Below are 25,735 nucleotides of genomic sequence, written 5' to 3'. Positions count from 1 at the left end.
AAACCTTAATGCCGGTTAAGCAGGTAGCCGACCACAACACCCAGGATAATGGCAATCACCAGCAGTGTCCAGTTTGTACCTGTTTTATTTTCCAAGCTGGAAACCTGCGCCTTATAAGCACTGATCTGCTCATGGAGCACGGCGACTTTTTCTGTTTGCAACTGCAGGCCGCCGTTGAGCTGGCTGTTCAGTAAGGCTATCTTTTCCTGGTACACCTTTTCCAGATCGCCGGCAGTTTTAACGCGAAGTTCTTCATTAGCCTTCAGCTTTTCATTCAAATTATCGATCTCTTTGCGATAATTGGCGTCGAGCTGGGCTTTGACGGAATCTATCAATTTGGCCCGGGAATTTTGCAATTCCTCAACCGTATGATTGTAGGTATCATTGAAAAACTGGCCCAGCTCAGAGGGCGTAATAAAAGACTTGTCGGCAACTTTTTGCAGCAGGGTCACATCATCTTTGTGGCCGATGGCTGTAATAAATAAAGATTCCAGGCCGACCGCCTTTTCTGCCAAATTCAATTTGTTAAAAATATCCAGGTTCTCACCCCCGCCACGCGAGATGGCGATCAGACCGTAATGCTCGGCATTCAGCCGGTCCATTGCCGCCAGGATTTCCTGCTCCGAGCTCAGGTTTACCCGGTGAAAGCTCAGGTTATAAAATCCGATAGATTCCCGCAGTTGGTGTTTAATGTCGCTATCAATAATACCGGATTTTCCGATGATGATGCCGATTTTGAAAGTTTGTTCCGTGATGATATTTTCCTTCAGCCAGCTATAAACATCCCGGTAACCCGCATTGGCTTTCGCCTGCATGAGTTCAATCTTTTTGATCTCCTCATCCGAATACTTGTTTTGCGTTTGTTCCACCAAATCTGTAACCGTCAGCTGGATCTGGATACTGCCGGATGCATTAACAATACGCCTTGTAATAAAACCCGTAACGGTTACCGTTTTATTGGGTTGAAGCTCATTGCGGATCAGCGGCGGCACCAATATGGTGATCGCGGTTTCCGAGGATTCGTCCCGGAAAGTGTCATAATAATAACCACTGTAAACGGAATTTTTTCCGGGAATGTAAACACCTTTTAGTTGAATGATCCGCCTGGCCTGATTAACGGAAATCGAATTATTGAATAAGTTCAATACGGCGGCTGGTGAATAAGTGATCAGTTGCGAACCTTCAGTTTCCATTGCGGCTAAATTACGAACAAAAACACTTAATAGCGGTTGTTCTGGTATGACAAAGCACAACACTTTTCCCGGCGAGCAACCTGAAATGCCGCTACCGGGCAAACAGCCGGAGATTGAGCGGCCCACCGATCCGGAAGAACCAGCAATTCCTGAAGAAGACCCGCCGCGTGAACCGGAAGAATTACCTCCGGGCGTTCACCCGCCCGAAGAGCAACCGCGCAATCCCGACGGTACCACTGATCCCCAATCATGAAGATCGCCTCTTATAATATCAACGGCATCAATGGCCGCCTGGAAAACCTATTGCGCTGGCTCAAGGAAACCGGGCCGGACGTCGTATGCTTACAGGAACTTAAATGTGAGGATCATAAATTCCCCAAACAAGCGCTACTTGAGGCGGGTTATCACGCGATCTGGCAGGGGCAAAAAAGCTGGAACGGGGTGGCGATATTATCGCGCTATGGCCAGATTCAGGAAACGCGGCGCGGACTGGATGGCGACCCGGATGATAAGCACAGCCGTTTCCTGGAAGCTTTCATTAACGGCATAGTGATCGGCTGTTTGTACCTGCCTAACGGAAATCCCTTTCCCGGCCCCAAGTTCGATTACAAGTTAAAATGGATCAAGCGGCTGAATGCACATGGCAGGAAATTGCAGGGTTTCGGTTTACCGGTGGCGCTGATTGGTGATTACAACATTATGCCCACCGAGCTGGATACTTACAAACCGGAGAAATATGTACATAATGCATTGTTCCGCCCGGAAGCCCGCAAGCTTTGGCGGGAACTGCTTAAAACAGGCTGGACAGATGCCATCCGCACGCTATTTCCTGATGAACGCATTTATACTTTCTGGGATTATCTCCGGAATGCATACGGCCGGAACGCCGGTTTACGCCTGGATCTTTTTCTGCTTGATCCGATGTTGGCGCAGCGATTACAATCGGCAGGCGTAGATAACGAGGTGCGCGGCTGGGAGCATTCCAGCGATCATGCGCCCGTATGGATTCAGCTAAAGGAAATTTAATCATGTCTGATCAGCCCAGTTACCTTAACTTCGATAGCAGCAAATATGCCTGGTACCCTGGAACCGATTACCGGGCGCATCCTGAACAATACCAGGTTGGTAAAGGTGAACAAGGCGTGCTGATCTGTGAGCCTTACAAAAGTGAGATCGGCCCATACTGGCGGTTTAAAACAGAAGCCATTGCCAAAGAAAGCAGTGCCAAAATTTACGAGCTGTTCTTGAAGTACCTCGCTGAAGACGATTTTGTTGGCGCTGATATGGCCCGCAAATATTTACAGATGGGCTTTACCCGTGCCCGTCGGTATGCCAATTACAAGGGAGGCAAAAAATATGATCAGGAACACCATTATCAGCAATTAGAAAAAGGCACCGGAGAAGTCGAAAAAGCCAGAGCAGCGGCCGTCTTTTTCAGCAGCTGGAAAACCGCTGAAGCCAACGAACAATATAGCCGGTTAAAAAAACAGTGGAAACATGAAAGGGGTTAAGAAAGTAAATCTGCCCGAAAAGATTTGCGCCACCTGCGGAAAGCTTTTTAGCTGACGCAAAAAAGTGGGAAAAAGTTTGGGACGAAGTTAAATTTTGCTCGGATAGATGCAGGCGCTGCAAATAGTTTTTCAGCCTTCAAATCCTTTCCCAATGCCTTTAAGGCAAAAGCTTTACTTGCGCAAAGCCTTCATTATACTACCAGCAACTAAACCACCTAATGTGTACCAGGCAACGGTCAAAAATTTTGTTTTACCTGTCCGCGTTACCGGTGCGTCGCTCAGGCCCATTGGCTTAGTGAGTGTTAAAGCGCCAAAACCTGCCGCAAAACCGGTAATCGCACCGATGTAAGGCAGTTGTTTTCGTTTACCGGTACCGATCAAACTATAATAGGCCGCATTACTGAGCAGGTCAGCAGCCATCGTGATCGTAAATAAAGTATTTCCGGTAGTCGGTGTAATGCCTGCTTTCTCTAAGGATTTGGTGATGGCTTCTTCGCCCACCAAATCGACGCGCGGCGCTAGGTGATCAAATTGTTTGACCGCCTGGTGCAGGATATTTAATGCGCCAGCTCCGGCGATCCCGCCTATGATGCTGCTTGTTATTTTTTTCATGCTATTTGAATGTAGCCTGCGCCTTTTTTAAAGTTTTTTCAAGGTCTATACCTTCGCCCAATACGCCATGAAATAAATCGCCTGTTTCTTTGAGGCGGTCAAGTGCGTTGTGAATATTGAAGTGCTGGATGGTCAGCCCCGGTTTCACTTCATCCCAGCTCAGTGGCATAGAAACTGTCGCGCCGGGTTTTGGCCGCAGTGAATAAGGGCCGGCAATTGTAGCACCAGGGCGGTTCTGTAAAAAGTCGAGGTACATTTTACCTTTACGCGCAGCAATGCTCCGCTCCAGGCTGGTAAAATCAGGGATCTGTTCATGCACGTGCTTGACAATAATATTGGCAAAGATCTGCGATTGCTGGTAACTGTATTTCCCGCCCAGTGGGATATAGATGTGCATTCCTGTGGAACCCGAGGTTTTCGGATAGCTGGGTACATCAATGGCATCCAGTACATCTTTTGTTATTCTTGCCGCTTCTACCACCTGGTCATAAGTGTGTTTATCCGGGTCCAGATCGATCACGCAGTAATCCGGGTTATCCGGCGTTTCTGCACGGCTGAACCAGGGATTGATCTCGATGCAACCCAAAGCGTTCATCCATAACAAACTGGCCTCATCGGTAGCTACCAGATATTTCGTGACTTTACCTTCATCGGTTACATGATCGAAGGTTTTGGCCCAGTCCGGCGCTTTATCGGTTACGTTCTTCTGATAAAAGCTTTGGCCATGTATTCCGCCCGGAAAACGGTTCAGCGACATCGGCCGGTCTTTCAGGTATGGCATCATAAATTCGCCCACCTTATAATAATAGTTGAGCATGTCACCTTTAGTGATCTTGTCTTCCGGCCAGTAAAGTTTGGTCACATGGTTGAACTTGAGCTCATGCCCGCAAACCTTTTTTGTCTGCGTATCTTCCGTCGGATTCAGGAGTGTTTTTCGGTCAGTATGTTTAACCGGTTCAAGTATCAGTTCGCTGTGTTTGCTCTGGCTTTTACCGTTGAGCTTTGAAGTGGCCTCCGGTTTATTTTCGGTAGCGGATTCTGCCTCAGCCACCGTTGCATCCGTGTCCGCTGGCGTTTCTAAAATCACATCTTTAGCTTTTTTATCCGCACGCATACCCTTAAAGGAGGCCTGACGGAATACACCATCACTGGTTACTTCTGCAAAGGACACTTCGCAAACCAGTTCTGGTTTTAGCCAGGTCGGTTTGGCACCCATGCGTTTAGGTCGGAACCGGGTGGGTTTATCGACATCCACTTCATAATCAAACGGGCTTTTTTTACTAATGAGCGGCGTAAATTGTACCATCATTTCTTTTTGAAGTTTATCAGAAAAACCGGTACCGACTTTGCCTACAAATTGCAGGTTGTCTTTGCCGTCGTACACACCGAGCACCAGGGCGCTGAACGATTTGGCTGTGCCTTCATTTTTGGTGAAACCGGCGATGACTACTTCCTGCCTGCGCTGTACTTTGACCTTCAGCCATTCTTTGCTGCGCAGGTCGGAAGTATATACGCTGTCCGCTTTTTTGGCGATGATCCCCTCGAGACCCATTCTTTCCGCTGCGGCGAAGAAGTCGATGCCGTTGGCGTCGAACACTTTGCTTTGGCGGATGTGGTCATTATCAGTGGGCAGTATTTCTTTCAGGATCGCCTGCCTTTCACCCAGCGGCAGGCCCATCAGGTTTTTGCCCTTGTACCACAGAATATCGAAAATATAAAAAACCAGGTTACCGTCCGCTTCGCTGCGCCAGTTCTGCATGGCACCAAAATCGGATATCCCTTTTTCGTTCAGCACCAGCAACTCGCCATCCAAAACTGCGTTCATGCCCCACTTTTTAAGGGCATCATTGATCGGGTAATATTTCTCAAAAGGAAGGTTGTTACGTGATATCAGCGATACCTCATCTTGCTGGATATTGGCGATAGCGCGGTAGCCGTCCCACTTTACTTCAAACAACCATCCTGGTTCGTCAAAAGGTTCATCCACTAAAGTAGCTTTCATCGGTTTGATGTTCGCCGGCACTTTCGATTTGGGTGCTGCCTTTAATAGCTTCTTTACATCGACTTCTACAGGTTCGTTGGCCGCAACTTCTTCAGCCAGTTCTTCATCCGGCATCACGTCCTCTTCATGGCCGTGATGCCAAACTTTCTCACTGGTTTTGGCCATCTGGTCTATGGTTTTGCCGGAAAGTACTGATTTATCCTTTTTGGTGATATCGTCGCTGGTCGCATAATCATCTTTATGCTTGATCATCAGCCATCCATTCTCACCCATCCCATGAGTCTTTACCATCGCAAATTCACCATTTAATTTTTCACCGTGAAGTTTGATCTTTAACTGACCAGATGCCAATTGTTTTAGCAGGTGTTTTTCCTGCGCTTTTTTACCCTTAATCGGCTCGATAGGTTCATAGGTACCTTCGTCCCAAACGATGACTGTCCCGCCGCCATATTCTCCCTTAGGGATAATCCCTTCAAAATTCAGGTAATCGAAGGGGTGATCTTCCACCATCATGGCCAGGTGTTTGACTTTCGGGTCCAATGACGGCCCTTTCGGTATAGCCCAGCTTTTCAGAACGCCGTCCATTTCCAGCCGGAAATCATAATGAAGCCTGGAGGCATCATGTTTCTGTACCACAAAGATCAGGTGGTCTTTGTCTTTACTTTTCCCGGCTTTGGGTTCAGCGGTCTTTTTAAAATCCCGCTTCTTGGCGTATTCAGTCAGGCCCATATTTACTTATTTAGTTCCCGCGTTAGATCCTGCGAGGCCATTAGCTATTTATTCGAATTTTGCTTCAATCGCTTGTTTGATGGATACGAAAACACCTTGATCCAGCGGCTCGCCGCTCATCTGCTTCCACTTCTCAGGATGCTCCAGTTCAGCGATAATCTTGGTATCATGTGCAACGGTGAAGCTTCCATCCTTTGCTTTCACTTCAAAACTGTTCATGCCGCCATGATGGTACGCATGGGCATAAAAACTTGATGGTGATTTGTCTTTATCCTCCAGCCGCTGGATATGACCTGCAACCTGTGATTGTTCTTCGTCATCCAGAAAATCCCCAAGATACACCCAATCGTATTTATTGTCCTGCTTATGGGCAAATGATCCGATCGCGGTCGTATCACCGGGATTATCTTCAGCGTATTCACCGGCCGGGTCATTATGGCGCGTGGCCAACAGTTGATAAACGCCGGTATAAACATGGTTGCCTTCTTCCTGATAGGTTACCGGCTCAATCTCGACGTACAATTTCGTTCCGTCCGAGCGCGAGAGCTCGAGTGATGATGTAGCAATGAACATGTTGTTGATTGTTAAGTACTAATAAGACAACGCACCGTTGCCTTTGTTTGACATATTGCGAAACTCAAAGCTCTACAGACGTGTTGCACTGAAAGAAACAAAGGATCAATTCCGTGTCGATAAAAAATACTTGGAGCAGCCGGGTCATAGAAACCAGATAGGTATTTGAGATTAAGTATCATATCTATATACCCAATGACATGAAAGCCACTCAAATTAACACCACAGAACTGATAAAAAATATCGACAAACAATTGAAAGCTATTCTTAGAAAAGACATCCGGAAAATTGATAACGGTAACGTACGATGCGCTGCCTTCCTGCAGTTGATTGCAGCTTAATTAACAAAATAGTTTATATACTTATCACCTACCTAAGATTGAAAGCGTTCGGTATGCGAACGCTTTTGTTGTTTTACTGTTTTCGGTGTTCGAAACCATTTGTTACCAAATAAAAACAAATGGTTAGTATTTTTTAACTTGAAAAACTGGTCATTATTGGCGTCGACCTTGACCTAAAGTGTTTTAAAAGGCTGAAATCCAAGATTTGGCTTTTGATAAGTTTACATATCATCGGACCGTATTGTATCTCCCGATGAAAATTGTTTTTTGATGGTAGGATAAACCAGATAGGCAGCCTTTGTTTAAAATCCCGTCCCCCTGCTACGACATCACTAGGCCAATGGGCGTTGTCGTAAACTCTCCATATGGCCGTTGGTGTTGCAATTATCCTGCAATGCTGAAATATCGCCATTTCCTGTTTTAAGAATTTGGCAGCGACAAACGCGTATCAGTATGCCCGGACGAAAAAAATAATTATCCTTATGCCTTCGGCCTTTGCGCTTACTAAGTTTTAACTGTAAAAGTAGAAACCGACAAGCATCTTCATAATCTAAAAATCGATAAACATCCTCGTTATTCAACATTTTGTAAATCAAATACAATTATGTTAAAACCTAAAGAACATTTGTTTGTTACTAAATAAATTAGCAAGTAAATGATACCAAGCAACGATAACGAGGAAAAACTTTTTCGGGGAGACGAAAACCTCAGCAGCGATAACGATAAAGGTTCAAATACCATCAAAAATCCTGATAACTGGACTACTGGTGACGAAAAGATGACCGGTGCCCAGCATTCCTATCTAACAACGCTAAGCACGGAAGCCGGTGAAGAATTCGATGAGAATCTGACCAAAGCCGAAGCATCCAAACGCATCGAGGAATTACAGCACAAAACCGGACGTGGTTTGGAAAATGATTGATTTACCTCCAAAACAAATTCACACTTTCTAAAACCTTCCAAAAAACAAAAGCAGTCATCATGGTTGCTTTTGTTTAATAATATCCCGCCCGGGCATCATTATCCTGCGACGTGCGAAACAATGTATAAAGCAGTCAGCAGAAAATACTGCCAAAGCAAAAAATAGCTGAAATGGTACAATTACGGCGAGAAATGCTAAAAAGGTCTAAAATAAGCAATGGTATACATAAGTGCCATATTTTAGAAAGTTTGAGGTTTTGAGTAAAGCAGCTCTAACCGAGATAAGAACTGCTTATACCTAATACATAAGGCCTTTTATGTATCATACACGTAACCTTCAGATTTGACAATCTTCCTACGCTACCTAACAATATCAAAACAATTAGGATCCTTGATTGTCCCATATATAGATATTTAAAGAACCTGCTGTTTTTTGGCCGGTCAGCGCAACTTAATCATGAACGCGCTGCCTTTCCAGGTGAAGTCCAGGCCACAGTGAAAAAATCCTCTCTGTTTATTTCAATAATCTAACCACACCCGACTATATCTGGTGTCAGGTAAATTCTGCTCCTATTTTTAATTCATTTTTATGTTGATCATTTTCTCATTTTTTATTGGCCACTGGTTTCTGTCTTTATTTTTTCAAACATTCTTCCAGCACCGCTACGCTTCGCACCGCATGTTCACCACGAATAGATTTTGGGAAGGGGTATTTTATATTTTAGCATACCTGTTTGAAGGGGCTTCATTTTTAAACCCGAGAGCTTATGCTTTAATGCACCGTGCACATCATGCCTACAGCGATACGGAGAAGGATCCGCACTCTCCTCATTTTTTCGTGGATATTTATCAGATGATGAAATCCACGATCGCCACTTTTAGAGACTATCTTCAGCGTGTAAAAGATCCCGAAGTACAGTTTGCCGGACATTACCCCGAATGGCCACTGATCGACCGTATGGGCTCCTCAATTTTATCTCGTTTGCTGTTCGGCGCAGCTTATACCACATTTTATGTCTTCTTCGCTACTCACTGGTGGTTATTTCTGCTCTTGCCTGTTCACTTTATGATGGGCCCCATACATGGGGCCATTGTAAACTGGTGCGGTCATAAATATGGTTATACTAATTTTGACAATAAGGACCAATCGAAAAACACAACACCATTCGATTTTTTGATGCTGGGTGAGCTTTTTCAGAACAATCATCATAAACATCCCAACAATGCGAATTTCGGTAACCGCTGGTTCGAGATAGATCCGGTTTACCCCCTATTGAAAGTGATGCACTGGTTGCGCATAATTCAACTGAGGAAAACATATTAAACTCTAAAATAAACATTAACTAATAGCACTATGAGTAAAGACAAAGGCGGCAAAAACATTAAAAAGACAGCGGCCACAGATGGAAAAAAGGCAACATCAGATTATCAAGCGGGTAAGAAAACTGTATCGAAAGACGATGTATCTATTAACAAAAAGAAATAATCATGAATAACCCGACAATTGAATACCAGGCCAAGATGTATGTCTACGACCTGAAAAACTGCGCCAGTGAATTTGGCTTTAAAGCTGATGAGTACTGGGAAGTAGGCATGGCCAGCCGCGAAGAAAAATCAGCGATCGAAAAGCAATATGCTCCGACGCTGTCGGCAAGTGTATTGCCAGAAATGCTTTGCGAAATGTTGCGCGTTGTCAGATATAAACTAACCCAACAATTGGTGGGGTCGGGAAAGCCTATCGACCTGGCCACGATCCGTCAGCAACATTTGCAGTATCTGGTAGCTTATAGCCCAAATCGGGTCAGGCGATAATCGAAATGAAAGATAAGATAACGCTAGGATGCGCTATATTAATTACATGTTGTTTTCCAGTAGTTGCAATTGCCCAGGATGCATCCAATATGATCCCCAAACAGAGTGCGGTAAAAGATACGTCACGCCAGAAAGATCTGATTGATATCGCAAAAAATCTGTTCAGTATTAATCCGAAGGAACCAAGAGTACAGCGGGAAAAGAAAATCTATTTTTCAATTCTTCCCGTTCCGGGCACAGTACCCGGTGGTGCAGGAAAGGCATTGATCACCAGCACTACGGCCGGAACTTACCTTGGACCGACAAGCACCACAAACTTATCCAGCGCTAACTTCGCGCCGTACTGGAACCTGAAAAGTCGTTTTGGCCTTCCTTTGCGTTCTAGTATCTGGCTGAAAGATAATACGTGGAATATTCAGGGGGATATTCGCTTTCTGGTCTATCCGCAATATACCTGGGGCTTGGGCAGTAAGAACGCGGCCAGCGAGAAGACGTTGGTTGACTACAACTATATCCGCTTTTATCAGAGCGCGCTCAAACAAATCAAACCCTATTTTTTTGTAGGTGGTGGTTACAATATTGATTACAGGAACAGCATAAAAAGTGATGATCGTGGGATCGAACTGAAGAAATTTACAGGCTATGCCTATGGCACCAGTGGAAATTCTGTTTCATCGGGTATAAACCTGAGCCTTCTGTACGATACACGCAATAATTCCATTAACCCGATGCCGGGATCGTATGTTAACGTCGTTTACCGCATTAACCCGAAGTTTTTGGGGAGTAATGAAAACTGGAATTCTGTGTATATTGACGTCAGAAAATACCTTCCGCTGAACCCGGTCAACAAAAACCAACAAAACACCCTGGCCTTCTGGTCATATTACTGGACCGTCTTCAACAGTAATGCGCCGTATCTCGACCTGCCGAGTATTGGTTGGGATCCCTACAATCGCTCCGGCGAGGGCATGGACCAGAATCGTTACCGCGGAAAATCCTTGTTTTATCTGGAAAGTGAATACCGGAGGGATATCACGGCCAACGGCTTATTGGGTTTCGTTCTCTTTGCCGATGTCAATACCGTTAGCGGTTCGGGCACTTTTTTTAAGTCCTGGCACCCTGCGGCCGGTACCGGGCTCCGTGTAAAATTCAATAAAGGCTCTAATACCAATATTGGCATCGATTACGCTTTCAGCAAAGGGTATAATGCCATTGTATTAAATATAGGGGAGGCATTTTAAAATTCGTGGAAGCAGGCGCTATCGTGATTTTGAAATTCTCCACTCTAAACAAGATTTAATGGCCGGATCCATTTGATGGCACCATACTTGATTATATATAGGAAAAACCTATGAGCACGATCAAGACTTTTTTATTAGGTGCAGCAACAGCTTACGCTGTCTACTTCATCACCAGGAAACGAGTGGACGACACATCTATACTGGACGACTTGCTGGACAATCCCTCCTTATTTTTGAACAAGGCAAAGGATTATGCAATGGCGGAAGTGATGAAAACCATAAAAGAAAAATTAAACTGATTTTGTGGAAATCAAACAATTCAAGAGCCTGCCGTTTTATTTAAAACTGGCCGCCGTGCTATTCAGCCTGATTGCACTGGTATGGATCGTAATCATCGCGAAAGAAATCCTTTCGCCATTGATCTTTTCCTGCCTGTTTTCCATTTTATTACTCCCTTTCGCTGATTTCTTAGAAAACAAGCTCCGGATACCTCGAAGTGCGGCTTCCATGATAGCTGTGATAAGTATGTTGGCTTGTATTGGCGGTTTACTTTACGTCATCGGCTCACAGGTTTCAGACCTGGCGAGCGACTGGCCGCAATTCCAGGATCAGCTGCATAAAACGCAAAATGACCTCATGGAGTGGGTCGGGTCGAGTTTCCATATCACCAGGCACAAGCAGCTTACTTTTGTAACCAATACGACTAACAAAGTGGTTGCTTCCGGCGGATCGGTCGTGGGTGCTACGCTTTTGTCCTTATCGGGAATGCTTTTGTTTTTAGTCTTTACTTTTATTTATACCTTTTTCTTTTTGCTTTACCGTAAACTGATCATGCGGTTTCTCGAGTCTGTTTTCGAAGAAGACAATAAAAAAATTGTCCATGATATCATCGAAAAGGTGAAGTTTATGATCCGAAAATATATCACTGGTCTGCTGATCGAAATGTTAATAGTAGCTATCGTGGTCAGTGGCACCTTTATGATCCTGGGGGTCAAGTACGCAATCTTATTAGGCTTGATCACCGGCTTGTTCAACATTATTCCTTATATCGGTATATTTACGGCCTTGGTTTTGAGCGCTGCCGTTACTTTCGCTACTTCACCGGAACAAATAACAGTTATTTATGTCATCATCACACTGGTAATTATACACTTGATAGACAGTAATATATTATTGCCGCTAATCGTGGGTTCTAAGGTTAGGATCAATGCGCTTATCACTGTTTTGGGAGTAATCATTGGAGAAATGGTTTGGGGCATCCCCGGAATGTTTTTATCGATACCGGTAATCGCTGTCCTGAAAATAATCTTTGATCGGGTTGAAAGCCTCAAAGCCTGGGGCATCATACTTGGCGATGAGGAACCTAAACAAAACCGGCTGGCTAAAAAGCTAACCATCAAGAAAAAAATAGTCGCAACATAACCTATTTAAGTTCCGTGCAATAGCAAAAACAAAGGCCGTTATCGTAATTTGATGACGGCCTTCGTTTTAATCACACATCCAATCGGCTTTTCTATTCGCTGAACGAAATAGGTATTAACGCTGGATCATTACCAATACTAATCATAAAGTCATAGACGAAGCTTTAAGTTTTTGCATGCAATGGAAAGGCCATCGGAAGGAATTCAAAAATCACCTATTTTACTATTGATCAGAATTTAGTTATGGGGGTAAAAGTTAATCAACCCTCAAGTATCCATCGGATCAAAAAAAAAAGCATTCCTCTTTTTGAAGGAATGCTTTTCACGAATATGTATTGACTTGTTAAACTACCTTTACATTGATCGCATTTGGCCCCTTACGGCCCTCTTCTACATCATAGACTACCTGATCGTTATCACGGATCTCATCGATTAGCCCTGTAGCGTGAACGAATATTTCGCTCCTGTTGTCATTTTGTGAAATAAACCCAAAGCCTTTTTCGGCATTAAAAAATTTCACTGTTCCTTCTTTTTGCATTATATTTTTTTAATAAGTTAGTAATGTACGAATTAAATCTGGCATTAGATCAATCCAGACCATTATTACCATAAAAGATGTATGTCCTGGACCATCTCCTGTACCAACCAACAGTATGTGACGGCCAAATTACTTTATCAAAGTGCTCAGTTTGGTTTAGTTTATTACGAAAAAGGATAATAACTTCCATTACCCTTTTTGATAAGTTTAGTTACCGCAACAATTTATTCGCCCCCAGTCAGATGCAGATGTTCCAGCAAGTCAATAATTCCAACTGCTTATTGATGTTTTAATTCTCTGGACAATGTTTTTAGGTTTTCTATGCTTTTTGAGATTTTTGCGACTTTCCGGTAATGTAAAGCATAACTTATATTAATCCGAGCCGAACGTATGAACAATGTCATCTTTGCTACATGAGTAAGTATAAATGTAAATTTATTAGTCTGATAACCTAATCACTGATAATCTCGCAGGCTGTAATCACCTTGGGGCTCCCAAGACGCATTTCGATAATATATATTTATCGATAGCAATTAGTGCGGAGCTCAAATGAAGCTATTTTGTCATGCGTGTTGGGCAACGCGGAGTAAGTAGCAAGTTTTTATTTTGATGCCGAAACACGCCTGGATCGAATATGGCGATAATTTCCATACCCGGGCCGCTTGGATTAAGTTCTTTGGAAATATTAGTGTTTGTTTATTAAGTCGATGCAGTATTCTTTATTGTCAAATAAAGATTGAAAACACTCTTAGGGTTTGCGCGTTGTCAACTTAACGATATCAATTTCATCACTTTGATTTATAAAGTTAGCTCACTTTTATGCTCGATAATCCCGCTTCATTTATACTAATCAGCATTCTAAGATAATCGGAAAAACCTAACCTATAGAAATAATGCGCGAAAACAAAAAAGTACTGATTTCCGGTGCAAGTATTGCCGGTCCTACATTGGCATTTTGGCTGGTTAACTAAGGTTTTGATGTCACAATTGTGGAACGTTCAAAATCATTGAGAATGGGTGGCCAAAATCTTGATGTCAGAGGCGCTGGTCGCGCTATCGTAAAAATGATGAAAATAGAAGAAGAGATTCTGGATGCAAATACTGGGGAGATCGGCCTTCAGTTTGTGAATAGCAACAATCAAATAAAGGCCACCTTTCCGAGTGATGGTGCCGGCAGCTTCACGAGCGAAGCAGAAATACTGCGCGGCGACTTAGTTAAGATTCTATACAACCATACGAAAGATGATGTTGACTACATTTTTGGTAAGTATATAACAGCAATTGACCAGGATGATGACCATGTGAATATAACATTTAGCGATGGTAAAAAAGCAGTTTATGATTTGCTGATTGCCGCCGACGGTGTTCGGTCAAGCACGCGAACTTTGCTTTTTGGGGATGAGCCTGAAGTTAAATTTATCGGTCTATATAATGCCTGGTATACCATCCCTAAAAAAGAAACGGATACCCAGTGGGCTCGCTGGTACACGGCACTTGGGTCGAGAGTCATGTTGATCCGGCCGGATAATCATGGTACCGTTCGTGCATCGTTTAGTTTCCTATCGGATGATCCTGACATGCAAAAGTTATCTCTAGGCGAACAGAAAAAACTCCTAAAAGCAAAACTAAACGGCGCAGGGTGGGAAGAAGAACGGCTGAAGGAAGAAATTCAAAAAAACGATGATGTTTACTTCGACGGCCTTAGTCAGATTAAGGCTCCGAGATGGTTTAAGGGCCGTGCCGGGATGATCGGTGACGCAGCTTATTGTCCCACTCCTTTAACGGGTATGGGTACAACATTAGCTATTGTCGGCGCTTACTTGTTAGCGGGGGAACTGTCACAACATATCAAACATACAGATGCCTTTCTGGCCTACGAAAAAAGAATGCGTCCCTTTGTTAAAAAAGTTCAAAGCCTTCCGCCTGGCGTGCCGTGGCTTGCCCATCCAAAAACTAAATTTGGTGTAGCTATAGTTAATGCGGTAGCCGGAATATTAGCGAGCAGTATCATTGGAAAGATCAGCAAACTATTTGGTGACAAAGCGAAAGATGCGACAAACGATGAAATTGACCTGCCTGATTATAAATCAGCCTTAAAAGAGATGCCTAATCGGCAACTGCTATTTTTTCAAGCTTAGCCTTATCTTATAATTATTTGTCCTTCTTTGTTTCTTTCACACAATTAGGCACTGTCTTACCATCTTTCTTCTTCATTCCAGCTTTTTTGTATCCAGACCAGCAGGGGTCTTTCTTTTCTTTCGTTGCCATAATCGTATTTTGTAATTAAATGTTCAACAATCGCGCCACAAAGCAAACGTGGATGTACGATTACATCAAAACAATTCAATCAAATAATGAACATCAATTTACAGCTACGCACTGTCATCCAATAGCGAGCTCTCAATTTTTTCGGTAGCTTTTTGAACAAATACTTTTGAGGAATGAGCTCTTTATAATCAATAATATTTAGACAACGTCTGCGTAGTAGATTTAGGCAAATTTTACAACTTCAGGCTCGCGCTTTCCCGGACGAGTGTTTTTTTGGCAATGCTTAGCATCCAGGAAAGCAAGGTTTTTTCCTGTTCATCAAGCAGGTCGACTGTAGTCCATATCTGTACAAATGATTTTTCCAGAATTATTTCAGCAATTGATTTTTGACAGATACGTATGATCGCTATCTACGAAACCGGAGCATACTGGTCGTATAGCACTTTAGGCGCCGGCCTTGCTTTGAGAGCGGATTAGTTTGACCATATTAGCATCTGAAAATTTGGTGCAGGTTTTCATTTATTGGGCGGGGGCACCTTATACTGTGCATATTTAGTGCCAGCTGAGTTTAGTGTTAAGCGGTAATACGCCTAAACATGCATTTTACGGATGTAACTATTTCAACGGTGGATTGTTGTTCTTGCGCTTAGTTCAATATCAGCGTAACATGAAAAAAGAAAAAAACACAGCGGCGAGTGAAAAAACAGGCTTAAAATCTTCATTAGATCTCACCAAAACTCGGGGCGATCAAATTGCCATAGGCGTTATCAATGTTTTAGGCAGTATAAGTTTTCTCATAAGCTGCCTCGCATTCTTTTTCTTGTGGATCAGTTGGAACGCAAGGTTGCTTGGTCTAAGGCCCTTTGATCCCTTTCCGTTCCCGATACTGGAAATGCTGGTTTCCCTGTTTGCGATCATATTGTCGGTATCAGTACTGATCAATCAGAACCGCCAGGGCAGAATTGAAAAGATCAGACAGCAAGTGGAGTTTGAGGTCAATATTAAAGCGGAAGAGGAAATTACCAAAATGCTCACGATGCTACATGAAATACACCAAAAATTGGGTATCAGCAGCGATACCGACCAAGAGCTGGAAGAGATGAAAAAAAATACCGACCTTAAAAAGCTCCGGCAGCGCATCGATCAAAAGGAGTAGAAAACTAACCCCACAGTAAAAGTATTGTCAATTTCCTTGTCAGTTCATAAACGATGCGAATTAGATGATTCCAGTCTACTGCTCCCATTCCGGAATTAACTGAGGATTCTTCTTGTTTACTTTCTGAGAGCTGAATATAAACGCATTGAAGAGCGTTTGCCGTTTCATCTGTAGTTGCTTAAAAAATTTATGTTTAACGGTTAATTTTCATTAAGGCAGCGCTTCAAAAAGCTAAGATTTTGTAGTGCATCACCTGCCGTATTGTTAAAATAACAATAAACAGTTTTCTTTTCTTCTTGCCAGTCACGGATACAGGAAGCATATTCAGAAATAAACGCATCGGTATAACTTCCTTTGTAATTTCCGCTCGGCCCATGAAAGCGGAGATAAACAAAATTATCAGCTGTAAGTTCCATTGGCGTTAATGATTTGGGCATATCCTGAAGCACCATTGCGATCCCATTGGTGTTAAGCAGATCATAAACTGAATCATTATACCAGGAGACATGCCGAAACTCGACTGCAATCCGCCAGTCATAAGCTAACAGCAAAAAAAGTAATTCAGCTAATTGAGGCAATGCACTTACTTGTAAACTTGGTGGAAACTGTATAAGCAGGCAACCTTTATTACCCTCAGCTAGTTCGATGGCCCGCATAAATTGATGGAGATTATCTGCATTGAATAAAAGACCTTTTTGATGTGTGATCTCCTGCCATAACTTAAAAGTAAACCGAAACCCTGCCGGAACTTCGGTAACCCAGCGATGAATGGTAGGTTGTCTCGGCAATTTATAAAACGAACTATTGATCTCGATACTATTTTCCCGCAGTCCATAAAAAGACAGTCTTGAAAGCGCTGCGAATTCAACAGGAAAATCACGTCTAGGCACCGGGACGATCAGGCCACTTGTTCCACCAAAAAATAAGCTTTCCTGCATTAATCTTGTTTTAATTTCGCCTCCATGCTCATCGTGGTATGCGGCACCGCGCGTAAACGTTCAGCGGGGATAAGATTTCCTGTAACGCGGCAAATACCGTAGGTTTTATTCTGAATACGTACCAGCGCGGCTTCTAACTGCTCAATAAATTTCTTTTGCCTTGCTGCCAGTTGATTAGTTTGTTCTTTTTCATAAGTGGCCGAACCATCTTCCAGTGTTTTACCTGCGATTGCAGCGTCGTCACCATTAGTATTTGAAGCGCTTAGCGTACCTGCCAGCTCATTTAATTCCTCCCGTGCAAGTTTAATTTTATATTCGATCAGGGTTCTGAATTCTTGCAGTTCGTTATCGTTGTATTTTGTTTTTGTAATTTCTTTTTCCATGATTGACAAACAGCAAATTATCCCCTTAGTTTTTGCAAACCAATAAAATCACATAGCACATGTAAATTATAATTATGGGTTGTTATTTTTCCTGGTTTTACTAAATCCTTTTTATACATGATTATTAGATAAGCTGAATATAAATAAGAAACCTTTGAACTGAATTCTATGTCTATCAACATGTACAGCCGTAGTAGTTCTGATATACACTCAAAAATTTGAATTTGGTATCCCTACCACTCACATCAGGCTTTACAGTTTGTGCTTTTTACAGATTTTACCAAAGTCTGCCAGGAAGTGAATTAAATTGAATTACGAGAAAAGAAAAAAAGAAATAATTGTAGCATATTATGCTACAGGTAAACAAAAAGCTAGAGTTGAAAGTATTTGCTACAGGTAGTATGTTACTAATAAAAGCCACATAGCGGAAGATATAAAAGCTAATGTATGGTTAGACTTATTTAACTACAATGCCGAAAAAAATTATTTGCTATCTATGACCAAACAGGAACGATTGAGAATGTCTCGGTTCGCGTAGCGCAATGGCAGTTCCGTATCAAGAAAAATAGTGCTGACAACCCCAATGATTCATTTGGAACAAAATTATTGCATGGTAGATTTTTTTGGTTGTACCCTTTGTCCTACCTCCGGTTTTTTCCCTTCCCTTCTCAAATGGCATATCTATGTTTAATTCTAATTTGAATAGCTAATAGGTTATGTTATTTAATATATGTGCGACGGAAAAGAGTGAGATTAATATATTATTTTGTAACCCCTCCTAAAAATCGGACTGCTCAAAAGACAAAGTCTAAAGATTTACCTGCCGTTCTCGACACGAATAACTTTATGGGTATTGGTTTATTCAAAGTTGACTCTGACACATCAGTTTTATTATCTTATGCAAGTAATGCAGCAAAGTATATAACAGACTGCGATGATTCAGAAAACTTAATATAAGCTACGCAAAATCCAGTAATCCAATTATTGAGGTTGGAGCCCAATACAAACAGGACTTTCGACATAGTTAATCTAAGCAGTAACCCCGATGTCAAAGAATACTTTTTTACAGAATATGTAGTAGCTAACATTCATTTTAAAAACGTCCGATTAAAGTACTTCAAAAACAGACTGATTAAATTTAGTTCAGATGGTTCTGTGTAAATCGACTTTGCAATGGATGAAAAATATGGCAAAGGCAAAGTAGATTTTACGAAAAAGAAATATACATGCTTGAACAAATTAACTAGTAAAACAAGATTTATGCATACTCATTTATGTGGGTTAAATACGATGGCCAATGCGAAAAAAAGATTGAGAAGCTTTTCAGTTCGGTCTAAAAATCCTGAACTGGAAGCGTGGGAATTAAAGCACAAGATAAGTAGCATCCAAACGGATAGTAAAAAAACACTTAAAGACTTTTAAAAAATTATTGGGGGTAGCGTTCTGGTGGAGGCACCATTCCCGGATATTTATAAGGATTTTCTCTTAGTTCTTTTGCTGTAGATCGTGTATTATCCATTGGCACCAACAAAAAAACATAAGGCATAAAAGCATAATTAGAGCTAAACAAAGGAATTGTGTTTCAAGTTCTTCAACACTTTCCATATATAAATTTACATATTATTCTAAATAATACAACGTTATATTTGGATTATGAATAAAGATTTATGTTTTATGTTTAGTAATCGGAAAAAACCTATCTCCCTATATCTTATAATTCTATCTATAATTGTTTTAGTTATATATCTACTGATTAAGGCTTATTACCTGTATAAGGAGTAAATAAAAAAAGCCCTGGAGAGTTACAAGGCTTTAAAAAGCCGATTTGACGAACAAGATTTTATTGAAGATTCATTACTAATGAGTTATGCATTAACAAAAAGAAAGAGTTTATGGTTTTGAAAATTAGTTATATAAATTCAACATCACATGTTTAGCTATCTCAAAGTCTTCATCAGTTTTAAATGGTTTAAAATTTATTGCTTTTGATTCCTCCCCTTCCACAGGAACTTCATATAAACTAAGATATTGCTTAATGTACCTCCAATGTTTTTGAAAATGGTTATATGATTTAAATTCAAACAACTTGTTTGCTATTATAATACCTTCATAAAAACCAGGTGAATTTAGCTTTGCTGTAATAACTTCTTCTTCAATACCTTTCATACTTCTCCTAATATAGTTAGTAATTGCCAATTCATTTTATTCAATAAAAAAAGGCTAAACACTCGCTGACTGACCGCTGATCAGAAAAAACATTTTAGGCTCCCTTTTTTTAGGCTGAGCGGTAAACAGCTTTAGATTTAAAATTAGCCAAAGTCAGTAACAAAAAAAGCCCGTGAGAGCGGGCTAAAAACGTAAGTAACGAACCATTGTTTTTCTGAGTAGATTATGAATTAATGTTTACGAAATCCTAATTAATCATCTAAGTTATGTTCAAAATATTCATCCATCGAAGCTAATTCTGAAATATAATATTTTTTGAATCTTAATATTTTATTTTCATCATACCACCCGCACTTGATTACTCCATCTTTAATATTGTAAACCCGCATAAAAATTCCTTCCGATTTGAGAGTAACCAATTGTCCAATTTTAAAACCACGAAAAATCATAGATAGTGATAAGATTGCAAATTTAGCTGCCAATTCTGATTTAATTCTGGAGAAAAATCAATTCCTTTAAATTAAATTCAAAATGATGAAATATAAGAGTACCTACAGTATTACCGGGAGGGTTAATCAAGCATAACTCTCACACCAGCTTAAATAAACTTATATTTTACTTCTGATTCAATTAAAAAGTTTCCATATAACAATTATTTCATAATCTTCAATAGCATTTGGTTTTTTTGCTTCTTTGCGTGCTTTATTCTCAATAACATCTAAATATTTCGCTATCTTATTTGCAACATTGTAGTTCATTTGAACATTGCTCAGTATATCCCTAATGTCAAGTATTCTGTTAACAATTTTTCCATATTATTTATTAGCTCCTTCCACTTTTAGTTAGTATCTTATCTAATGGTGATTAAGTATGTATTACCTGCATTAAATAAGAATGATGATACCGTTGAACATTCCGGTGAAGTGAAGATCACTGTAAGCTTTCAGGATAGCGATACAGATCCCATTGGAGATAATAATACAGAGGTTCATTACTAATTCTGCTTTACTTAAAACAACTTGTTTTAAGGAGAACACCCATTCTAATTCAATTTGGAAACAGGGGACAGAATTACGGGGATTTTTCAGGGTTTGAACATCAATTTGACTTTACCGAAACCAAATGCAGAACAGCACAAAGTTCTTGATTGTATAAATGGAACGAACGGTGTAACCAAAAAAAAGGTTCATATGTATTTTAGTGAGTCGCAGATTCGGTAAGAGCCTAATTTCCCAAATTATTTCAATTCTTGGTATCGTTAATGGAAAACATGTTGCTTACGTTACTCCTACATCTCAACTATCCAAGATAATTTTTCAAGATATATTAAAGCTTGTACCGGCCAAATCAATAAAGTCAGCAAATAAGACTGATTTGGTCATAACCTTGATAACCCCAGGCACGGTGTAATTCTTAACAGCAGGAAGGTTAAACAATTTTCGAGGGCGCAAGTTCAGCACCGTTATTATTGATGAGGATGCATATATACCAGACCTTGAATCTGCATGGTTAATTAGTATATGACCTACGTCAACAGATTATCAGGGTAATGCGCTGTCCATTAGCACACCAAGAGGTAAGAATTACTTTTACGCATTACTAAAACGAGGCAGTAAATAAAGAAGATTGTTATGAATCATTCTATTTTACCAGTTATGATAATCCAAACATAGCAGTTAGCGAAATTGATGAAGCAGCAGCAAAGTTACCAGAAGCAACATTTAAGCAAGAGTATTCAGCAGAACCGGGTAAATCTACTTCAAACGTGTTTGGTAATACAAAATATCATTAATACCACTATTAAGAACTATCTCAAAAAGAAACTAAAGCCACCGTTATAGATTTAGGTAAATATAATGACTACACCGTTATCACTGGATTAGATGAAGATGGCAGGATGAGTTACTTTGACAGATTCAGATTACCGTGAGCTTTAACCATCGAAAGGATTAAAGTGTTACCACAATATGTTTTAAAGACTGTATGAATGTAGTGAATACGAATATAATATAATACCATCAGGTAGCATAATCCATAACGAACAATCTGGCTTTCAAGATGATACGATCATTTCCACCTGTTTAGCCCTTCACTCATTAAAACAAGCAGCATTAGCTAATTACGCAGGTTGGATATATTAAACATAAAGCCCACTCAAATTAATGAATGGGCTTAGGCAGGGGGTTTTTAAATCAGTTAAATGATTGACCGAAAATATATATAACAATATGAATTTCAAAGAACTATATAAAAAACTACCATTAACTTGGGAGGAACGAACATTAAAAGATTATATCAAGCTATCACCAATACTAAATGATGATGAAACAGAACCTATAGATGAAGACATTGTTACAGTTAAGATGCTATTAGATTTGAATAAAAATATACATGTATTAAGCTTATTAACAGATGTATCTGTGGAGGCAATAGAAGCCCTTAAAATGGGTGAACTAACACAATTGATCAGCGTAAAGAGTTCTTATCAATGCCTCCTGTAGAAGCTAAAACCACTGTAAATACAAGCAATATGATGAACAATCATATGATATCTGGATAACATCTCAGAAGTTAAATCTAGATTTCATTGAAGCCGGATATTCTTTCAAGTGCGGTAGCTAATTTACCATTGATGGAGCGTTTTTTATTGAAAAGCCAGTTCAAGATGCATCTAAAAGCAATACCGATAGTGATAACCCATTATTGGAAAAATCGCAAAACATCCAAAACAGCTTCAACGGTAGGTGGAACTATTGGATGATAGCTCACAGTGTCGGCGATTTTACCAAACAAACATTTTGGAAGTACTGGAAGACAATGTAATGAATGTATTAACCGTGGCTACGCTGCTTAAAAAGCAATGTATTATGGAAATGAATAAGAATGGAAATTTAACTACGCGGCAGCACCCCCATTAAAGCAACTTGATGTACTTGTTGCGCTTGGTTCGGAGAAGTCGCAATTTACAACTGCATGAGGTGCAGCAGAATCTGTATGCGGAGCATTTATTGAGCGAGTATTAACAACATCAATAAAATCCCTGATTTCATAAACTCTGGTAAAATAACTAGTTTATCACTTGAAACGGATTGTCAAGAAATTCATATTAAAGCCCCCGGCCACATACTTTGGCAATCTTATGGTGTTAATGGCTCAAAGGTGGCGCTATATGATACACCCTAAATATGGATAGAAGCGACCACCTGTAGAAGTGTTCTTACCCTACATTCAATCAAAGAATATACGAATAGTAAACAATCCAAAATACTATGGTAATGCATCACCTTTTCAAAAGGTGACAGAAGAAAAGAACAAGAAAAATTAGCTTGGGTTATGGCAACTAAGGTTTATCAAGATGGTTTTAGACCACGTCCTGTAAAGTGGGAAGAAGAAAAGCAGCAATTAAAAATTGATTTAAAAGCTGTGGCCAAAAACTTTGTTGTTACTCAATTAAAAACTGAAATCTATGATAGCTACGGAATATTATTGAGGCAAAGCGTAAGTAACTGATTTATTGTATATTTAGGCTTATTTTAGATTCAATATGTTCTTCCATCCTAATGAGTTGACCAATGATGTTCTTTACATCAACCCCGATTTTAAAGATTTACATACTAAAGTTAATCATAACGCAGACTTAACTTTTGAAATCAGTTCAATCGATAATGAAAATTATTTATTTATCACAATTGATATAGTTTTTTCTTCCTCTATTGATAAAACCACAACTGTGGCGCAAACGGTATTTAGTAAGGATAATCAATTTGATGTTTCTGAAAATAAAGCACATGATGAAGTTGCCTTGCAAAATTTTCTATCTGATATGAGTGTTGAGATTGAAAAATATTTAGGATTGGCATTACCTACTTATATGATTAAAGTTTCTCACAAATTAATTACAGAGACCGAATTGTATAATCTGAAAAATGAGATCATATATGATTTGGTAAAGCGGAAATTCTATTAAAAATCAGAATTTGTAACAGCCATATTACATTGACAAACCGAAGTTAAAGGTACATTTTGAAGGCAAATTGCTGAATTTTGGGGAATTGAGGAAATGGTATGGGTAAATATTTCCTCACGATAGGATAAAAGAAAACCCTTGACTTTTTATCATCAAGGGCCAATATATATAGAAGTGAGAGTATCCTATAAATAAAAAGGTCAGAACCCCTTCTGACCTCTTCTCAAACATAAAATGTTTTAACTTTTAAACAGGTTTAGGTTTTAATTAGAAATTATCGAATACTATAAGCCAAAAACTGGGCCGGATTTATTTAATATCTAATTTGTTCTTCTGACCGTTAATTAATTTTTTGTAGTGAAGTAATTCCGCCATTGTCAGATAATTTTCAATGTTCCTAAGCTCTCCGCTAACTTCAAACATATACCTACTACTTTTACCCATTCTGTAAGGCGTTATCTTACAATCAATTCCTTTGCTTCGCTTATTTTCCACAAATTCTTGCAGCCATTTTTCTAATTCTTCTTTCATTGTGCAGGTTATGAAGGTTAATGGCTTTACCTATTCCAAATATTAATCCGTTAATCATACCTGTAAGCCTATTAAGTATTTAAACAAATAGGCATAATGATAGCCATTAATCAAGCACCTGCACCGTATACACCATCAAATAATCCTATAATCGGGTCATTTAGTTCAGATAATGCTGCTATATCAATTTTTCGATTACAGGTACTGGCAAGTGACAACTCTGTTTTTACAAATCTTCGACTGTACACTTCCCCGGATAACAGATTGAGTTCATTTATTGACTTATCAGGCATATCAAAAAATACAGTTGATTACCAGCTATTGCCATCAGCAAACATTACTGATAACGCGGCTGACATGGTACAGGCTTATGAACTGGTGATTATTGAAAAGCTTTATACCGATAACGGTATCATTAATTGCACAACCACGGTTACCAACTTGTATTACACATGGAAGGGGAGTTGAACAGCATAGCTCTCAATTTATTTGATTACCAGAAGATCACGATTTTTTAAGACATATAAATTGAAGATGAAACCATTATTATCAAGCTACCCGATAATGGTCTGTCCTTCAATTTAAATTATGATAAAGTATTTTCTTTGGTTAGCCAAAGAGTAAAAGATATCCGAATTAGAAAGTATGATATACATTTTACTGTGAAGAGTATAAATCAGTTTAGAGATTTTACAATATTGAAATAATACAAACATCTTCTTATAATTCAGGTTGTTATAATGATGATAAAGTAAGGGGTTATTTTATCGTTTAATTGCCTCGGCTCTATCTCAATTGAATAGGTCGGGGTTTTCTTATCTCAAAACATTTACTCTAATTATCTCGTATAAAAGCGTGTTATCCATAACGGTTTGGTATGTTATCTCTCCTGGTGTAATTAATCCGGGAGTTTTGAAAAGAAGATGAAAAGCGAGAATAAGGGAGTATTGATACGGACAACAGCCGTTGTAATTTTATTAATAGTAATAACCATATATATTTTTCACAAAAAGTAAGTATAAGTCATTGATTATCCCCCACTTCAACTCTTATATTATAAATTGGATTCCTATAATTAAACGATAAATATTAAATTTAACCCCTGAAAGCATTGGAGTGTTAGGGATGACTTGCAATGTGTAAAACCTCGGATACAGCTTGTGTTCGGGGTTCATTTGTTTTATATCAATGGATATCGAAAAAATTAAAGTTTTTTAAACCATTTAGATAGATCAGTGTTTTATTAGAAAGTTAGATTTGTAGAAAGAAGCGTTGAATGTGGGGTGTTAGTGTCGTTGCTAACACCCTTTTTTATTATCGCAATGCGACAACTTTAATTAGCACCTATCGTATAAAAATAAGAGGTTGCTTTTTTTCCATGTAATGGTTTTATTTAAAGGTTGAAGGATGTTAGCGTGGATTCTGACATCCT

Annotated in this window: 30 protein-coding genes; 20 read left to right on the top strand and 10 right to left on the bottom strand. The window is 39.9% G+C overall.

What is annotated here, in order from left to right; genetic code table 11:
- Nucleotides 1–5 precede the first annotated feature (5 nt).
- Nucleotides 6–1,193, bottom strand: coding sequence for an exodeoxyribonuclease VII large subunit (locus tag QWZ01_RS24815; protein WP_290328261.1), 1,188 nt, complete (start codon nucleotides 1,191–1,193; stop codon nucleotides 6–8).
- A 46-nt stretch (nucleotides 1,194–1,239) separates the two neighbouring features.
- Here QWZ01_RS24815 and QWZ01_RS24810 point away from each other — a divergent pair, with 46 nt between their 5' ends.
- Genes QWZ01_RS24810 through QWZ01_RS26075 form a run of 4 tightly spaced genes read left to right on the top strand, consistent with a single transcriptional unit; the run spans nucleotide 1,240 to nucleotide 2,829 of the window.
- Entirely contained in the window at nucleotides 1,240–1,446 is a 207-nt protein-coding gene (locus QWZ01_RS24810; RefSeq protein ID WP_290328259.1) for a hypothetical protein, read from the top strand.
- Complete coding sequence (gene xth / locus QWZ01_RS24805; RefSeq protein WP_290328257.1) at nucleotides 1,443–2,219, top strand: exodeoxyribonuclease III; 777 nt, start codon at nucleotides 1,443–1,445, stop codon at nucleotides 2,217–2,219. The genes QWZ01_RS24810 and xth overlap by 4 nt, the downstream gene beginning before the upstream one ends.
- 2 nt (nucleotides 2,220–2,221) lie before the next feature.
- Nucleotides 2,222–2,704 carry a DUF4385 domain-containing protein gene (locus tag QWZ01_RS24800; RefSeq protein ID WP_290328254.1) on the top strand — a complete coding sequence of 161 codons (483 nt, stop codon included), beginning with the start codon at nucleotides 2,222–2,224 and terminating at the stop codon, nucleotides 2,702–2,704.
- An 8-nt stretch (nucleotides 2,705–2,712) separates the two neighbouring features.
- Nucleotides 2,713–2,829 carry a DUF2256 domain-containing protein gene (locus tag QWZ01_RS26075; RefSeq protein WP_353959444.1) on the top strand — a complete coding sequence of 39 codons (117 nt, stop codon included), beginning with the start codon at nucleotides 2,713–2,715 and terminating at the stop codon, nucleotides 2,827–2,829.
- 46 nt (nucleotides 2,830–2,875) lie between these two features.
- Here QWZ01_RS26075 and QWZ01_RS24795 read toward each other — a convergent pair whose 3' ends face one another.
- The 3 genes from QWZ01_RS24795 to QWZ01_RS24785 are packed head-to-tail and all read right to left on the bottom strand — an operon-like array spanning nucleotide 2,876 to nucleotide 6,620.
- Nucleotides 2,876–3,316: a hypothetical protein gene (locus tag QWZ01_RS24795; RefSeq protein ID WP_290328252.1), complete on the bottom strand. Its 441-nt coding sequence runs from the start codon at nucleotides 3,314–3,316 to the stop codon at nucleotides 2,876–2,878.
- Between the two features lies 1 nt (nucleotide 3,317).
- On the bottom strand, nucleotides 3,318–6,047 hold the full coding sequence (gene ligD / locus QWZ01_RS24790; RefSeq protein ID WP_290328251.1) for a DNA ligase D: 2,730 nt from the start codon (nucleotides 6,045–6,047) through the stop codon (nucleotides 3,318–3,320).
- A 48-nt stretch (nucleotides 6,048–6,095) separates the two neighbouring features.
- Entirely contained in the window at nucleotides 6,096–6,620 is a 525-nt protein-coding gene (locus tag QWZ01_RS24785; RefSeq protein ID WP_290328249.1) for a hypothetical protein, read from the bottom strand.
- Between the two features lie 200 nt (nucleotides 6,621–6,820).
- Here QWZ01_RS24785 and QWZ01_RS24780 point away from each other — a divergent pair, with 200 nt between their 5' ends.
- The 8 genes from QWZ01_RS24780 (at nucleotide 6,821) to QWZ01_RS24745 (ending at nucleotide 12,357) form a co-directional block, all read left to right on the top strand.
- Nucleotides 6,821–6,961: a hypothetical protein gene (locus QWZ01_RS24780; protein WP_290328246.1), complete on the top strand. Its 141-nt coding sequence runs from the start codon at nucleotides 6,821–6,823 to the stop codon at nucleotides 6,959–6,961.
- Nucleotides 6,962–7,616: 655 nt separating this feature from the next.
- Entirely contained in the window at nucleotides 7,617–7,883 is a 267-nt protein-coding gene (locus QWZ01_RS24775; RefSeq protein ID WP_290328243.1) for a DUF3072 domain-containing protein, read from the top strand.
- Nucleotides 7,884–8,474: 591 nt separating this feature from the next.
- On the top strand, nucleotides 8,475–9,206 hold the full coding sequence (locus QWZ01_RS24770; RefSeq protein ID WP_290328747.1) for an acyl-CoA desaturase: 732 nt from the start codon (nucleotides 8,475–8,477) through the stop codon (nucleotides 9,204–9,206).
- A gap of 30 nt (nucleotides 9,207–9,236) precedes the next feature.
- On the top strand, nucleotides 9,237–9,368 hold the full coding sequence (locus tag QWZ01_RS24765) for a hypothetical protein (RefSeq protein WP_290328241.1): 132 nt from the start codon (nucleotides 9,237–9,239) through the stop codon (nucleotides 9,366–9,368).
- A 2-nt stretch (nucleotides 9,369–9,370) separates the two neighbouring features.
- The gene (locus QWZ01_RS24760) at nucleotides 9,371–9,694 is read left to right on the top strand and encodes a hypothetical protein (protein WP_290328239.1); all 324 of its coding nucleotides are present in this window, start codon (nucleotides 9,371–9,373) and stop codon (nucleotides 9,692–9,694) included.
- A 5-nt stretch (nucleotides 9,695–9,699) separates the two neighbouring features.
- Complete coding sequence (locus QWZ01_RS24755; RefSeq protein WP_290328237.1) at nucleotides 9,700–10,935, top strand: BamA/TamA family outer membrane protein; 1,236 nt, start codon at nucleotides 9,700–9,702, stop codon at nucleotides 10,933–10,935.
- A gap of 110 nt (nucleotides 10,936–11,045) precedes the next feature.
- Nucleotides 11,046–11,234 carry a YtxH domain-containing protein gene (locus QWZ01_RS24750; protein WP_290328235.1) on the top strand — a complete coding sequence of 63 codons (189 nt, stop codon included), beginning with the start codon at nucleotides 11,046–11,048 and terminating at the stop codon, nucleotides 11,232–11,234.
- Nucleotides 11,235–11,238: 4 nt separating this feature from the next.
- On the top strand, nucleotides 11,239–12,357 hold the full coding sequence (locus QWZ01_RS24745; protein ID WP_290328233.1) for an AI-2E family transporter: 1,119 nt from the start codon (nucleotides 11,239–11,241) through the stop codon (nucleotides 12,355–12,357).
- A gap of 342 nt (nucleotides 12,358–12,699) precedes the next feature.
- Here QWZ01_RS24745 and QWZ01_RS24740 read toward each other — a convergent pair whose 3' ends face one another.
- The gene (locus QWZ01_RS24740; RefSeq protein ID WP_290328232.1) at nucleotides 12,700–12,894 is read right to left on the bottom strand and encodes a cold-shock protein; all 195 of its coding nucleotides are present in this window, start codon (nucleotides 12,892–12,894) and stop codon (nucleotides 12,700–12,702) included.
- A 989-nt stretch (nucleotides 12,895–13,883) separates the two neighbouring features.
- Between QWZ01_RS24740 and QWZ01_RS24735 the strand changes: the two genes are divergently transcribed.
- Both QWZ01_RS24735 and QWZ01_RS24730 read left to right on the top strand, forming a co-directional pair.
- Nucleotides 13,884–15,032 (top strand): FAD-dependent monooxygenase, encoded by a 1,149-nt coding sequence (locus QWZ01_RS24735; protein ID WP_290328230.1) that lies wholly within the window; start codon nucleotides 13,884–13,886, stop codon nucleotides 15,030–15,032.
- Between the two features lie 797 nt (nucleotides 15,033–15,829).
- Nucleotides 15,830–16,318, top strand: coding sequence for a DUF1003 domain-containing protein (locus QWZ01_RS24730; protein WP_290328228.1), 489 nt, complete (start codon nucleotides 15,830–15,832; stop codon nucleotides 16,316–16,318).
- 200 nt (nucleotides 16,319–16,518) lie between these two features.
- Here the strand turns inward: QWZ01_RS24730 and QWZ01_RS24725 are convergent, their stop codons facing one another.
- Together QWZ01_RS24725 and QWZ01_RS24720 are read right to left on the bottom strand one after the other, a co-directional pair.
- Entirely contained in the window at nucleotides 16,519–17,256 is a 738-nt protein-coding gene (locus QWZ01_RS24725) for a DUF72 domain-containing protein (protein WP_290328226.1), read from the bottom strand.
- Nucleotides 17,256–17,639, bottom strand: a complete 384-nt coding sequence (locus QWZ01_RS24720; RefSeq protein WP_290328224.1) for a TraR/DksA family transcriptional regulator — start codon at nucleotides 17,637–17,639, stop codon at nucleotides 17,256–17,258. The genes QWZ01_RS24725 and QWZ01_RS24720 overlap by 1 nt, the downstream gene beginning before the upstream one ends.
- 1,173 nt (nucleotides 17,640–18,812) lie before the next feature.
- Here QWZ01_RS24720 and QWZ01_RS24715 point away from each other — a divergent pair.
- Nucleotides 18,813–19,061: a hypothetical protein gene (locus QWZ01_RS24715; RefSeq protein WP_290328222.1), complete on the top strand. Its 249-nt coding sequence runs from the start codon at nucleotides 18,813–18,815 to the stop codon at nucleotides 19,059–19,061.
- 483 nt (nucleotides 19,062–19,544) lie between these two features.
- Here the strand turns inward: QWZ01_RS24715 and QWZ01_RS24710 are convergent, their stop codons facing one another.
- Nucleotides 19,545–19,805 carry a hypothetical protein gene (locus QWZ01_RS24710; protein WP_290328220.1) on the bottom strand — a complete coding sequence of 87 codons (261 nt, stop codon included), beginning with the start codon at nucleotides 19,803–19,805 and terminating at the stop codon, nucleotides 19,545–19,547.
- A gap of 251 nt (nucleotides 19,806–20,056) precedes the next feature.
- Entirely contained in the window at nucleotides 20,057–20,287 is a 231-nt protein-coding gene (locus tag QWZ01_RS24705) for a hypothetical protein (protein WP_290328218.1), read from the bottom strand.
- Nucleotides 20,288–20,662: 375 nt separating this feature from the next.
- Between QWZ01_RS24705 and QWZ01_RS24700 the strand changes: the two genes are divergently transcribed.
- From QWZ01_RS24700 to QWZ01_RS24685, 4 genes are all read left to right on the top strand, one after another.
- The gene (locus QWZ01_RS24700; protein WP_290328216.1) at nucleotides 20,663–20,803 is read left to right on the top strand and encodes a hypothetical protein; all 141 of its coding nucleotides are present in this window, start codon (nucleotides 20,663–20,665) and stop codon (nucleotides 20,801–20,803) included.
- Between the two features lie 1,230 nt (nucleotides 20,804–22,033).
- The gene (locus QWZ01_RS24695) at nucleotides 22,034–22,306 is read left to right on the top strand and encodes a hypothetical protein (RefSeq protein ID WP_290328215.1); all 273 of its coding nucleotides are present in this window, start codon (nucleotides 22,034–22,036) and stop codon (nucleotides 22,304–22,306) included.
- Between the two features lie 832 nt (nucleotides 22,307–23,138).
- Nucleotides 23,139–23,315, top strand: a complete 177-nt coding sequence (locus QWZ01_RS24690) for a hypothetical protein (RefSeq protein ID WP_290328213.1) — start codon at nucleotides 23,139–23,141, stop codon at nucleotides 23,313–23,315.
- A gap of 34 nt (nucleotides 23,316–23,349) precedes the next feature.
- Nucleotides 23,350–23,772 carry a hypothetical protein gene (locus QWZ01_RS24685; protein WP_290328210.1) on the top strand — a complete coding sequence of 141 codons (423 nt, stop codon included), beginning with the start codon at nucleotides 23,350–23,352 and terminating at the stop codon, nucleotides 23,770–23,772.
- A gap of 309 nt (nucleotides 23,773–24,081) precedes the next feature.
- Here QWZ01_RS24685 and QWZ01_RS24680 read toward each other — a convergent pair whose 3' ends face one another.
- Complete coding sequence (locus QWZ01_RS24680) at nucleotides 24,082–24,303, bottom strand: hypothetical protein (protein ID WP_290328208.1); 222 nt, start codon at nucleotides 24,301–24,303, stop codon at nucleotides 24,082–24,084.
- Nucleotides 24,304–24,399: 96 nt separating this feature from the next.
- Between QWZ01_RS24680 and QWZ01_RS24675 the strand changes: the two genes are divergently transcribed.
- Nucleotides 24,400–24,771, top strand: a complete 372-nt coding sequence (locus QWZ01_RS24675; RefSeq protein WP_290328207.1) for a hypothetical protein — start codon at nucleotides 24,400–24,402, stop codon at nucleotides 24,769–24,771.
- Nucleotides 24,772–25,735 lie beyond the last annotated feature (964 nt).

This window comes from Mucilaginibacter aquaedulcis (assembly GCF_030409325.1).
Lineage (GTDB): Bacteria > Bacteroidota > Bacteroidia > Sphingobacteriales > Sphingobacteriaceae > Mucilaginibacter > Mucilaginibacter aquaedulcis.
The sequence above is the reverse complement of the archived record's forward strand: the minus strand, read 5'-3'. Positions and strand labels throughout refer to the sequence as shown.